This is a genomic window from Bacillus cereus group sp. N31, assembly GCF_016483245.1.
GTDB classification, from domain to species: domain Bacteria; phylum Bacillota; class Bacilli; order Bacillales; family Bacillaceae_G; genus Bacillus_A; species Bacillus_A toyonensis.
The window spans coordinates 134,937-148,086 of sequence record NZ_JAEHCH010000003.1 but is presented as its reverse complement, the minus strand read 5'-3'; the positions used below and the strand labels follow the sequence as shown (position 1 = coordinate 148,086).

Below are 13,150 nucleotides of genomic sequence, written 5' to 3'. Positions count from 1 at the left end.
TACATATTACTTATTTTTCAAAATCGTTCTTTTAGCTTTTTTAATAATTCTACTAGTTGATTTTATGTCAGTATCCTTTTCCCATTCTTCACACAGGTCCATTACCCAATCCGGTTTCGTTTTACTTGCATCATTTAACCAGTTTCCAACCGAATCTTGGACATATTTTGATGGATCTGATTTAAGTAAATTAAGAATAGGAAGTGCTTTTTCAGGTTCTTGTTTTAATATTTCAATATGTTTACTCCATACACCTCGAGGACGAATAGATTCTACAGAGAACCTACGAATATTCTCATCTTCACTTTTTGCCCATTCTACTAACAACTCCACACTTTTTTCTATATTCTGTGAAAGATCTTCTCTAATAGACATCCAAGCAATTTCTCGAACGCCAAAATGATGATCCGCTGCAAAAGGTCGAATGTACGTTAATGTATCTTTTAATGTGTTATTTGATTTTTTATTCATAAACGCTGCCCAACATCGTACACTATCTGAAATATGACTAGATAATTTTAACAGTACGTCTTCCTTGTTTCCTTCATTTTCTTTGAGTATAATTTCATCCAATAAAGTTCCTGTTATTCGTATGACTTTCATTCCTGTTTCCACGTTCTGTTTTTCTAATTCAACTACTATACATTCCAAACTATTCTTGAGTCCTATTGAAGGTAAGACATTTTTGAGTAGTTCAATATGATTTATAGCTAGCCATTCTGCTAAATTAACACTTTCTACTTTCCCTTGCTGTAGTAATTGTAAGACCTCTTTAGGAATTTCGTTTACTTTCCTGGCTCCTTTCCTGTTTAAGATAACTTCTGCTTCTTTCGTTATCATTTAAATTCCCTCCTTGCAACACTATTTTCAAATAAACAGAGGCCATTTTGAAAAATAATAATCAAAATGACCTCTGTCTTTCTTAAATGAACATTCAGTTTTACAAAAAATGTGATTTAAATCCACAAGAAGAACATTTCTCCCATACTTGCTTTATAACGCTCTTACTTGTTTCAATGGCCAGAAAACAGCTTGTCCTTTTCCAACAATTTCATCTTCTGAAATAAAGCCAAACATGCGACCGTCCTTAGAAACTTCACGATTATCTCCTAAAACAAATACTTGGCCTTCTGGCACTTTCGTTTTTCCTGTGATTTGTTCTAACGTAAAGTCTGGAGTTAATACACGGCCTACTGCTTTTTCTTTAAACTCTTTTAAATATGGTTCTTCCATCACTTTTCCGTTTACGTATAAAACATCGTTTTTATACTCAACTGTATCACCTGGTAAACCAATTACTCGTTTTACTAAGTCGTACCCTTCTTTTCCGTGGAAGACGATAACATCGAAGCGATCTAATCCACTTATACTATAACCAATCTTATTCACGAGAACGCGCTCATTATTTTCTAAAGTAGGCATCATTGATTCACCTTGTACTAAAGAAGGTGTAAATAAAACACCGCGAATAATTGCGATTAATACAAGGGTAAATCCTATCGTTTTAGCCCATGAGAATAATTCTTTCTTCGTATTTTCCTTCATCGTTTCTCCTCTTTCTTATGCAATTATTTTATTATTTCAACTAATTCTCGCACTAAACTTCGATCAATTTCAGAAAAACATGATTTACCTTCTCTTACCGCTGTACCGACATGAGCTTGCGAAATTCCAGTTTCATCTAATAACTGCTTTATATTTTCTTTCGTTACACCACTTCCAGCTACAAGTTGAATTTGACCATCGCTTACCTTTTGCATATCTTTAAGCACTGGAATATTATCTACTATATTTCCTTGTCCACCTGAAGTTAACACGTGAGTCACTTTATGAAATTCCTTTAAAATTCTTATCGCTTCTACTGGGTTTTCTATATCATCTATCGCACGGTGATACGTTACATTTATTCCATCTACAACAGATAACAAATCTGCTAGCTTCTCTTTATCAACTTCTTTTTGTTCGTTTAATACGCCTAATACAACGCCTGCTGCACCTAACTTCTGCGCAACGCTAATGTCTTCTTTCATCATTTCAATTTCTTCTTCCGTATATGTAAAAGACTTCGCATGCGGACGAATCATAACGTGAATCGGTATATTTACTGCTTCTACCGCTTTTTTAATAAATGCATAACTCGGCGTTAATCCACCTTCTGTATAAGATGAAATTAATTCAATCCGCTTCCCACCCGCGCTTTCAATTCGTTTCACATCTTCTAAACATGTTGCAATAACCTCTAGCATGAGATAACCTCTTTTCGTGCTTTTTTCTTATTATACATTAGTAAAAATAAGAAGCCTAGCTTTCTCCTATAAAACTATAAAAAGAAGAATGAAAAGAAAGATTTTTTCAATTGATAACACTTATTTGTAATGTGCTATTTTTCATGAACAATACTACTAAAAAGAGAAAAAGATATACATCTTACAAAAGAACATTCCATTATCTCTCGTTCAGATGTATTTTTTAGAATTGAGTTCTTCGAAGCTATTCAAGGGATGCTGCCCATTGCTATTAAGCTAATATTTTGGAGCATCCTCAAAACAAAAAATTGTACATCCTCATCTGGAGATGTCAATTTTCTCGCTTTGGAGTAGTTGCTCTTCTTAGTTTGATGAGCATAGGGTAGCTCAGGAAAATACGAATTTACAACGTTAAAGAAATTCCAAAATTAAAAGCCAAATTTCTCAATATTAAAATTAAGGAAATTGGCTTTTTTGTCGCTCTGGAGAAGAGCCCTTTTATTGAATAATAAATTTCTTCAAATTGAGAGGAATTAGCATATAACGTTTTCACAGAGATGTTACCTGTATCTCTTCCCTGCTTCTTCCCCGGCGACCAAGTGGTTCGGAGAGTCCTGTCATGACGTACCATACTTCTTAAAGTTACTTTCACACTACTATTCTGTTTCAATTTTCACTTCAGTAATATATTTCAGTAAAGTTTTTTTATAAAACTTCACTTTCTTATTTGTTACCGAGTTGTTCCGCCAAACCGATTAGAAGCCCTTCGGTTCCACGAATGTAACAGAGTCGATACGAGTCCTCGTACTGAACCACTTCGCCAACGAGCTGAGCACCACACTTAGTCGTGAGTCTGTATACCATTTCGTCAATGTCTTCAACAGTGAACATGACGCGTAAATAACCGAGGGCGTTTACAGGAGCAGTCCGGTGATCTGATATAGTAGGTGGGGTGAGAAATCGCGAAAGTTCAATTCGGCTGTGACCATCTGGCGTAACCATCATAGCAATCTCTACGCACTGGGAGCCCAGTCCGGTTACGCGACCAGCCCATTCACCTTCGACAGTAGCTCGCCCTTCGAGTTTCAAGCCAATCTCCTCGAAGAAAGAGATTGCGTCATCAAGAGATTCTACAACGATACTGACATTGTCCATTCTTAGTAATTTGTTCTTTTCCATAGTTTTATCTCCTTATGTGTAAACATTTATTATCTAATCATCTTCATAAATTATTCTATTAAAAGTTACAAATCCCTTCCCAACAAAAAACACCTTATCACCGTTTACATTCAAACTGGCATTACAATAAATATTTTTCATCCAGGAACATTCATCAAATCATGATAATCATTTATATGAAAACACTACATTTCAAACTAGGATGGCAAACAAATAAAAAGCACGTGTTCGATTACTAATCAAACACGTGCTTTCAAAACAACTATATTGTCCATAAACAATAACATTTAAATTCATAAGATCTACTCCTAAAACATCACGACCGAAATGCTGCATCCGCCAGTATAGACAATGTTGCATCATCCATCGGCGGATTGTGTAAACCCGCTCTGACATTTAAGTAATAACGATGAAGTGGATTTTTTTCTGATAAACTTTTTGCCCCTACGATACGCATTGCTTTATCTACTATAGATATCGCCGCATTTGTTACTGCGTATTTCACTGCCGCTAGTTCTGCTTGTAGTGATAGTTTATCTTCTGCCTCATCGTACTTTTTCGCAATTTGATATAAAAAGACGCGAGCTTGCATAAGCTCAAGCTCTATTTCTCCAACTAATCTTCTAACACTCGGTAATAAACTAATAGAATGGTTTAAACTATTTGGCTTGTATGATTCCGCAAAATGAACTGCATAATTTCTTGCTGATTGTGCGATTCCTAAATAACATGCTGGTATATGTAGCAACCAGCCAATACCCTTTTGTTTCACTTTCCCGCCCAATACATTCGTAAAGAAGCGGTTTTCTATCTCCACATTTTGTAAGACAAGGTCGTGGCTAGCAGTTCCTCGCATCGCAACGCTATCCCATGTTTCTTCAATTGATACACCGAGCGTATTTCTTGGAATGACAAACTCACCAACTTCTTCTCGGCCTTCCATACTTGCTGAAATAATAAAATAATCAAGTACTGGTGCCATCGTTGTAAAAGTTTTCCTTCCATTTATAATCCACTTCTCGCCTTGTTGCACCGCGATTGTTTCTGGTTTACCACCACGCGTCGGACTTCCTGTTTTCGGTTCTGTTGCTGCCCGATTAAAGAGTGCACCATTACGCACTTCTTCGCAAAACCATTTGAACATTCCATCATTCCAAGAGCGATTTTCAGCTAGCTCTTTTACAATACCGATATGCCATCCAATCGATAATGCAGTAGCTCCACAGCCTTCTGCAATTTTCCCTTGAAATAAAACGAAGTCATATAAAGAAATCGCACTACCACCAAATTCCTTCGGTAACGTTATTTTCGTATATCCGATATCTTTTAAATTATTAATATTTTCATACGGAAATGATCCTAATTCACTTAATTGATGCTCCCTTTCCATGAACTTCGGAATCAATTTATTTATTTGTTCAATAATGAAAGATTGTTCTTCTGTTTCAACAAATGAGAGTGCCATACTATAATCTCCTTTATCCCGCTATTTGCGGGCAGTAAAACTCCCACCTCAAAATTCAGGTGGAGCAAAGAAGTTCAGTGGGAGTCGGGCTGCCCGTAAATGCTCGATTCATAAACCGTTCATTTTGTCATTATGATTATATGAAGCTATCTCTCTATTGTTTCACTATTCCGATAAAAATACAATGTTTTTGGATTATAAGAAAAATCCCTATAGAAAAACAGGTCCTTTTCTTATATTAATCCCCCTTCAATGCCTTTAGCGGCAAAGAGGTTACATATCCGATATACGAGAATAATTCTTTAAAAAAGAATGGAATTTCTGTATCTAACGTTTTATATGCTGATGTTGGAGTCGGTGAAGCATATGCCTCAATGTTAATATGTTTTGCGATTCTCATTGCGCGTTTCATATGAAGTGGATCACTTACAATCGTGTATGAGTGTATTCCGTTCTCTATTCCAACTTCCTTCGCATTCTTTAAATTTTCTTCAGTGAAAAGGGATTTTGTTTCAATTAAAATATCCTCCTCTTTTACACCTTGTTTCAATGCATATACTCTAGCAGTGCGAGCTTCCTCAAGCTCCGCTTCAAACTTTGTACCACCTGTAAAAATAATTTTCTTAATGTTTCCGTTTTTATATAGAGAAATCGCGTGATTAATTCTTTCCTTAAATACAGGAGATGGTTTTCCGTTCCATGAAGCTGCTCCTAGCACGATACCAGCATCTGTCTTCACATCATCATCCGTTTTAAAGCGATAACTCCAAATATCGTAAGCTGCATAGCTCACATACAAAATAGCAGAACAAATCATTAATAAAAACACTTGAAAGATTCGTCTTTTTTTACTCTTCTTATTTTCTTTCATTTGTAATTGCCTCCGTACATCATCCATACTTCTATAAAAAAACATTTATATCAAATCGTTTTGTTTGAGTTTGTTTAAAAGAAGGTATTTTACTTATTATATATAAAAGGGTTTTCATTTAAAATTGAGGATTATCAATTCATTTTTCATTTGCGGTTTTCATTACAATTTTAATTCATTAGTTTATTACCATACAACTACATTGTAACGAATTTTTTCTCAGAAGGGAATGATGAAACAAAAGTAAATTAAATAAGTTAGTGTTTTGTAAGAAAAAAAGGTATATTATTCGCAAATTACGATCATATACCTTACAAAATACGAATTATAGCTTTTCTTTGTATAACTCTAATTTTTCTAACAATTCTCCTTTCACGCCTGACCATTCACTCGCAATAATACTGTACACAACTGCATCTCTCACATGACCGCTCGGCAATCTTCTTTCATTTCTTAGCACACCTTCTTTTACCGCGCCTAACCTTTCAATTGCTCGTTGTGCTTTTTCATTTCTTACATCCGTCTTAATTTGCACTCGTAGCATATGCAGTTTTTCAAAAGCATACTGGAGAAGCATATACTTACATTCTGTATTTATACTCGTACGTTGCACACTTGGATGGTACCACGTCTGCCCTAACTCCACTGTTTTATCTTCTACTGAAATATTATATAAACGTGTACTCCCTACAATCTTGTTCGTCTGTTGATCCACTACAGCGAAAGGGATTTGTGTACCCTTTCCATAACTCTTTATCGCTTTTTGAACATATTGCTGCATATCTTGAACAGTTTCCATTTTTGAGATTAAATACGCCCAAATTTGCCTATTTCCCTCTATAATCGAAAACAAAGTTTCGACATCACCACTATCCATTAACCGTAACTTCGCTCTTTCGTGAATGATTTCCATTTGTAAGCCCCCTTCTTTTGTTACTATAACATAGGAATAAAATTCTTAAAATTTATATATAATGATTTTAATAACAAAAATCCTCGCTCACATAGAAAGCGAGGGTTTCCTATTAAAGCACCAAATAAGCAATCGGCGTAATAATAAGCAACGTTAATATCGTTCTCTGCACGTACAAAATAATAAGTTCAGATACTTTTAACGGAATATCTGTCGATAATATACAAGGGATTGAAGCGGAGAAAAACAAAATAGATGATACCGAAACAACCGCAATGACAAACTTTGTCACGAGCGGCGCACTTACAACTAATAATGATGGTAAAAACATTTCTGCAATACCAACTGATACCGCTTTAGCAGCTAAGTCTGCTTCTGGTAATTGTAAAACCCATGTAAATGGATAAAAAATATAACTGATCCAATCAAATATTGGCGTGAACTTCGCTAAGACGATACCAATTAACCCTACTGACATAATAGATGGTAAAATTCCCATCGTCATAATAAAACCGTCTTTTAAGTTCACTGCAATATTTTTCATAATGCTCGGTGCAGATCTTGATACTTCTAATGCATCTTCCCAAGCACGTTCTAACATTTTTTCCTTATAAACGGGCTCTGGGAACCCTTCTTTCGTAATATATGTATCGGGCTTTCTACTAAGAGGTGGGATTCTTACGGTGATAGCAGTCACGATGAATGTTACTACAAGTGTAGTCCAAAAATAAACATTCCATAAATGCATAATGTCTAATGTTTTTGCAATGATGATCATAAATGTTGCGGATACTGTAGAAAATCCTGTAGCGATAATGGCTGCTTCTTTTGTCGTATACTTTCCTTCTTTATATACACGGTTCGTAATTAATAAGGCTAGTGAATAACTTCCAACGAAGGAGGCAACCGCATCAATTGCCGATCGTCCCGGCGTATTCCATAAAGGCCTCATAACCGGACGGCAAAATGTACCGATAAATTCAAGCAACCCATATCCGACTAATAACGCTAAAAACGCCGAACCAATTGGAACGAGTAAACTTACCGATATAACTAGTTTCTCATACAAAAACGGCCCAACATCTGGTGCAAAAAACCAAGCTGGTCCCACTTTAAAACAATATAATACGCCAAAAACAACACCAACTACTTTTAAAATAGAAAAGCAAATGTCTACGATAGATGCATTCCATTTCTTCGTATAAAATGGATAAATCACACCAATCGCCATAACAAACAATGCATAATAAGGTACTACGCCAGGAACTGAAGTACGGATCCACGATACGATATGATCAATCATAATAGAAGAAGCTCCATTTATCGTAACAGGTACGAAAAACATAAACATCCCAACGAGACTAGCAAGTATAAACCGAAGAATCATACTCCTCTCTCTTCCTGTCTTAATTACATTACTTTTTAATTCAATTTCACTCAAAATTCGACACCTCATATTATCTAAATATTCTGCATAATATAGTTTTATTCCTTCTTTTGATCTTGAATATTTAATCATATAAAAAAGCCTAATTTGAAACATTTAGATCAAATTAGGCTTTTTATATACTTTTTAGATATTCTCACTTAAAGCACAAAGTAGAGTTTAAAATCATTGCTCGAAGTAGGAGTCTTTCTTACTATTCTTCAATATAAAACTCCCCATCTCAATCGCTAAATCTTCACTTTGAGGATAGACACCTACATTATCTCCATACGCGTGCCCTAAACCACGATAGAGAATCGTTTCAGTATCCACTCCTTGTTTCTTCAATTTAGCTGCATACGCTAAACATTCAATCATTAAAAAATCATGTTCTCCTACCGTAATAAATGTACTTGGATAATCTGAAGATACATCAACGTATGGACTTAAATACTTCGAATGAATGTCTTCCGTACCAAGTATTCCTGCCATCCCTCCGACCATTGCATGCATCATATTAAGCATTTTTTCTAATCCTTTTTTATATTTCGGAGCAATCTCATATTTATCTATACTCCAAGAATAAAACTCGTCTTCATAGTCACACATGTTAAGTGTAGGGTACAGAAGTAATTGCCCTTTAACGAAGTTTCTACCATCTTCCATATCTCTCGTTGTACAATACTGTGTTAAGTTCCCTCCAGCACTATCACCCGCCACAAAAATATTATTCTTATTACCGCCGAATGCTTCAGCATTCTCATAAATCCATTTTAAAGTAGTGTAACAATCTGTATGTCCAGTTGGAAAAGGATGTTCTGGAGCTAATCGATAATCTACAGAAAAGGCTAGTATATCTGTTTTTTCTACTATTAATTTCACAAGTTCTTCTACCACATCTGGTGATCCTGCCATGAATCCGCCACCATGAATAAAATATAAAATTGGCGCGTTTTCTCGTTTTGAAATACTATTATAAATCCTTATCGGAATGTCATATCCATCTTCCGCTTTAACCGTTTCATTCGTAATATTTATATCTTTCGTTACGATTGGAACGCTTTTAATACCATTAAACTGCTTTCTCATATTCTTTACCGATTTTTCAGAAGCGTCCATTTTCATCATATTTTTAGGCATAAACCTCATTATATTCATTTGAACCTTCATATCTTTATAAAGACGTGGATCCATTGCTCCCTTTTCATCGCAATCTGGTATGTTTTTCACTATTACTTCTGCGCCTTGTACATTGATGGTTTCTTGTTTTTCTTGAATCTTTTCTAATAAATCTAAGCTATATTTTCTAGACATTCACTATTCCCCCATCTCTTTTTTAACGCTTTCGTTTTCCGAAAAATTATATAACCGTATACCTTTCCATTTACTAAATAAAAATACGTTCCATGTACAAAATGTAACATGGAACGTATTTTTATTGTTGTTCATATTTGATTCAATTATTGTCATTTTTTGATATGATATTTTTTCTATACTGTAATGGTGTATACCCATATTTCCCTTTAAACTGCGAAATGAATGATTTCACATTGGGAAATCCATGTTTCACTGCTATATCTTGTATAGAATTCGTACTGCTAATAATATCTTCATACGCTTTATGAAGCCTGTATCTCGTTAAAAAAGAGGTGAAATTTGATCCGAAAGATTTTTTGAACATCCGAGAAAAATGTTCCTCACTTACAAAAAAGTATTTCGCTACATCTTTCATTTTAAGCTTTTCATCATAATGTTCATACATATATGTAATTATCTCTTTTTGTTTATTTCCAAATTGAAAATCATTATCTTCTTTTTTTCTATCTTTACAGTGGCGCAATAGAATATAAACAATCTCATAAATTAAACTATTCATTTTTATATAACTTAACTCATCAAAATTTGTGACCAACTCCTTTAATTCATAAAATATTTGTTGGAGCTTTTCTTTCTGCACAAATGATGCTTGTAGAGTAAATCTATATTTATCAAAATCAGCATTTAGCTCTTTAAGAAATTCATACGAAACTATTAACATCATTACTGCACAACTTGCATTCTCAACTTTTTCAAATTCGTGCACATCTCCACTGTTTACAAAAATAAACTCGCCAGCTGATACTTTCTTTTTTTGCCCATTTACATACAAAAAAACGTCTCCATATATTACTAAACTAATTTCAATACTTCTATGCCAGTGTGGAGGGATATAGTAGTGAAAATCAGCCGGAAGTCTTGTGCTATCTATATATTCAACCATACCTGGAATTCTATCACGCAATTTTATTTCTTCATATTTCCCTTGCCTGACTTTCAATTATGTTCCCTCCTTTTTATTGCATAGTAAACGTCAAATAACTTCAATCAAAACTTGTGCTACACATTACTATTTTCATCTCATTTTATAATCATCCACAATCACTTGGATTACACGATATGCTTCCTCAGCTACTTTTTCATTACTATCTCTATTCGCATCATATGTAATTAACGCCTTCCAAAGCGCCCATCCTCTCGCTCTATCCCACGTTTCCTCATCCATCCTCAACACTTCTTTAAATACATTTCTACTATTTTCATCAAAAAATGTCCATGCCATCGCCGCGTCACACGAAGGATCACCTACTCCTAGTATACCAAAATCAATTACGGCACAAAGCTTTCCATCTTTAACGAGTAAATTCCCTGGCGCAACATCTCCATGAATCCAAACTGGTGTGCGTTCCCATTTTGATCGGAGCGCTAAATCCCAAAGGTGCTTTAACAATGCCTCATCAAAAGCGTCTTTATTGTTTTCAATAGCTACTCTCGCTTCTTCATCGTATACAGATATAAACCCGCCTCGGTAAAAGTTATGCGCTCCAGCTATTGGTCCGTTACTAGAATCAATAGATTGCAATTCTAGTAGAAATGATCCTAAGTCCGCTGCGAATTCATGTAAGTCACGAACATTTTGTTTCGTTACAGTATCTCCTTCTATCCACTTATTAATAGACCAAGGCCACGGATACTCTTCAGTTGGATTTCCTTTCGCAACTGGTGCAGAAATCGGGAAAGAAAGCTCCTTACTTAATATAGGTAGCCACTTATTTTCTTTCTCTACTTGCGGCGCATATGCCGCGTCACTTGGCAATCTTACACTCATCTCATCCCCTAGATGAAACGTTCTATTATCATGTCCACTAAACTTTACAGGTTTCACTTCTAAATGTGCCCATTCAGGAAACTGTTTCTGTATTAACTTCTCAACTAAACTTACGTTAATTGGATTCATTTATTTTCTCCTTTTCTTTTGAAACTTACTAAGCCCATCCGTACTGCCCACATACTCAAAATCATTTTTCTTATAAAAATCATTCAAAGTACGATTATGTCCCACACAATCTAACTTCAAGTACTCTTTATCACACTGTACATTTTCTTCTACCCACTGCAAAATCGATTCTCCTATTCCATTCCCCTTATACTTCCGTCTCACCGCAAATCTATGAATATATACTGAATCCGAAACTTCCTCTTTACCAAAAATATGTTCATCCCATTCATTTTGTTTAGGAGATGCTGTAATCGTACCAACAATTTCATCTTCTTTCATAACAATATACGTATATTTATTTCTTATACATTCTAATATTTCAGCTGTAGCCTCTCCTCCTAACAGATACTGCCATTGATCTACTTCTTTATGTTGTAACCACTCTGCTACTTCTCTTAATAGAGTAATAATGCTATCGCTCTCCTCTTCAGTAGCAGTTCGTATTGTATATTCTTTAACTGTATTTCTCTCCATATTGCCGTTCCCCTTTCAAATTACTACTATACTGACAAACGCGTTCTACCGTCATTTTCGTCTGTAACGTATTCAACATAAAAACCTTGATTCAGTGCGTTTTCATACATCAATTCAATCGCTTTTTGGTCTTTAGCGTAAATGTGTATATAATCACCGTCCGCTACTAATACGACTACTTCACACTTGCTCTCTGTGAACTCTTCATATGTTTCAATCTCTTCTAATACTTCTCCTTTTGGATACGCTTTTAAATCTGCAAAAATGAGATAATATATGTTGTCTTTTATTAATTTTTTCAATTCTAATCCACTCATTACCTTGTTATCTTCTGAGAATAATTCTGATCCTAATCCATCAGGTAATCTGAAATAAGATTCCTCATTTTCCACTCGCCAATCAAATAACGTAATATCGATCGGCTTTAACACTTTCCAAAGTAGATTATCATATTCATTTGGAATATCTACAATAATTCCTCTTTTCATTTATTTGCTCCTAGCTTATTTATTTTCGCTTTCATTTCATACATTATATACCAAATTCAACTACTATATTTTGTCGATACCTATGTAACTTGTATTTCACCGCGAAAAACCGTCCCACTACTTATGAAACGGTTTCTTTCTGCTTATATTTAAGTTTTTCATTCAATTGTTGCACTACGCTTTAAAACAATTTCTAATATATTCATCACATCAGCCACTCATTCTTTATACTCACTTCGACTTCACAAAATAATATAAAAACCAAACCGCATGATTTTGTTCATCTGCAGCTATTCTCCGTAACAAATCTTTCACAGATGCATCCGATGTTTCATCTGAAATTTCCAAATAAAAATCTACTGTCCTTTGCTCATCCTGTATAGCGAATTCTAATCCTTGTAAGTACGTATTCGGGCATTCTTCCGTAATTTGTGGTTTCGGCTGCTGACCAGTTAAATTTGTATAGATTTGTACAAACTGATGAAAATGCTTTATTTCATCGTTACGAATTTCAAGAATTTGATTTCGTTCCGCCGCATTTGGAGCCATATTAGCTAATTTCGCATAGCAACTTATTGCACTAAATTCTCCATTAATCGCTTTCTCAATATCACGAATCAACTTATCATTTTGCCTATACGAATCATAATAATTCGAATTATACATCGTATCCCCTCCATTATTTCACATGATATTTTATGCAATTTGAAATAGTAGGAGCATGTATACAAAAAGAACTCACAAATACGAACTTTTCATTTCCCTATAGACT

At 34.8% G+C, this 13,150-nt stretch carries 14 protein-coding genes; all 14 read right to left on the bottom strand.

The features are described from left to right. Positions 1 to 6 precede the first annotated feature (6 nt). The gene (locus JDS81_RS07195) at positions 7 to 840 is read right to left on the bottom strand and encodes a DNA alkylation repair protein (RefSeq protein WP_097954339.1); all 834 of its coding nucleotides are present in this window, start codon (positions 838 to 840) and stop codon (positions 7 to 9) included. Positions 841 to 993: 153 nt separating this feature from the next. Next, the gene (gene lepB / locus JDS81_RS07190) at positions 994 to 1,545 is read right to left on the bottom strand and encodes a signal peptidase I (protein WP_097954340.1); all 552 of its coding nucleotides are present in this window, start codon (positions 1,543 to 1,545) and stop codon (positions 994 to 996) included. 23 nt (positions 1,546 to 1,568) lie between these two features. Next, a complete protein-coding gene (locus tag JDS81_RS07185; RefSeq protein WP_097954341.1) occupies positions 1,569 to 2,246 on the bottom strand; it encodes a copper homeostasis protein CutC in 678 nt (225 codons plus the stop codon). A 723-nt stretch (positions 2,247 to 2,969) separates the two neighbouring features. Beyond that, complete coding sequence (locus tag JDS81_RS07180; RefSeq protein WP_000414361.1) at positions 2,970 to 3,425, bottom strand: VOC family protein; 456 nt, start codon at positions 3,423 to 3,425, stop codon at positions 2,970 to 2,972. Positions 3,426 to 3,741: 316 nt separating this feature from the next. Next, the gene (locus JDS81_RS07175) at positions 3,742 to 4,890 is read right to left on the bottom strand and encodes an acyl-CoA dehydrogenase family protein (protein ID WP_097954342.1); all 1,149 of its coding nucleotides are present in this window, start codon (positions 4,888 to 4,890) and stop codon (positions 3,742 to 3,744) included. A 238-nt stretch (positions 4,891 to 5,128) separates the two neighbouring features. Further along, on the bottom strand, positions 5,129 to 5,761 hold the full coding sequence (locus JDS81_RS07170) for a YdcF family protein (protein WP_000662220.1): 633 nt from the start codon (positions 5,759 to 5,761) through the stop codon (positions 5,129 to 5,131). Between the two features lie 325 nt (positions 5,762 to 6,086). Beyond that, positions 6,087 to 6,674 carry a GNAT family N-acetyltransferase gene (locus tag JDS81_RS07165; RefSeq protein ID WP_097954343.1) on the bottom strand — a complete coding sequence of 196 codons (588 nt, stop codon included), beginning with the start codon at positions 6,672 to 6,674 and terminating at the stop codon, positions 6,087 to 6,089. Positions 6,675 to 6,786: 112 nt separating this feature from the next. Next, positions 6,787 to 8,115 carry a YjiH family protein gene (locus JDS81_RS07160; RefSeq protein ID WP_097954344.1) on the bottom strand — a complete coding sequence of 443 codons (1,329 nt, stop codon included), beginning with the start codon at positions 8,113 to 8,115 and terminating at the stop codon, positions 6,787 to 6,789. Between the two features lie 171 nt (positions 8,116 to 8,286). Beyond that, complete coding sequence (locus JDS81_RS07155; protein ID WP_097954345.1) at positions 8,287 to 9,414, bottom strand: alpha/beta hydrolase; 1,128 nt, start codon at positions 9,412 to 9,414, stop codon at positions 8,287 to 8,289. Between the two features lie 142 nt (positions 9,415 to 9,556). Beyond that, positions 9,557 to 10,417, bottom strand: a complete 861-nt coding sequence (locus tag JDS81_RS07150; RefSeq protein WP_087949600.1) for an AraC family transcriptional regulator — start codon at positions 10,415 to 10,417, stop codon at positions 9,557 to 9,559. Between the two features lie 75 nt (positions 10,418 to 10,492). After that, a complete protein-coding gene (locus JDS81_RS07145; protein ID WP_097954346.1) occupies positions 10,493 to 11,374 on the bottom strand; it encodes an aminoglycoside phosphotransferase family protein in 882 nt (293 codons plus the stop codon). Next, positions 11,375 to 11,890, bottom strand: a complete 516-nt coding sequence (locus JDS81_RS07140; RefSeq protein WP_000440853.1) for a GNAT family N-acetyltransferase — start codon at positions 11,888 to 11,890, stop codon at positions 11,375 to 11,377. It abuts the gene before it with no gap. Between the two features lie 26 nt (positions 11,891 to 11,916). Next, the gene (locus tag JDS81_RS07135; protein ID WP_000820175.1) at positions 11,917 to 12,378 is read right to left on the bottom strand and encodes a DUF2691 family protein; all 462 of its coding nucleotides are present in this window, start codon (positions 12,376 to 12,378) and stop codon (positions 11,917 to 11,919) included. A 231-nt stretch (positions 12,379 to 12,609) separates the two neighbouring features. Beyond that, positions 12,610 to 13,044, bottom strand: a complete 435-nt coding sequence (locus tag JDS81_RS07130; RefSeq protein ID WP_097954347.1) for a ferritin-like domain-containing protein — start codon at positions 13,042 to 13,044, stop codon at positions 12,610 to 12,612. Between the last annotated feature and the right edge of the window lie 106 nt (positions 13,045 to 13,150).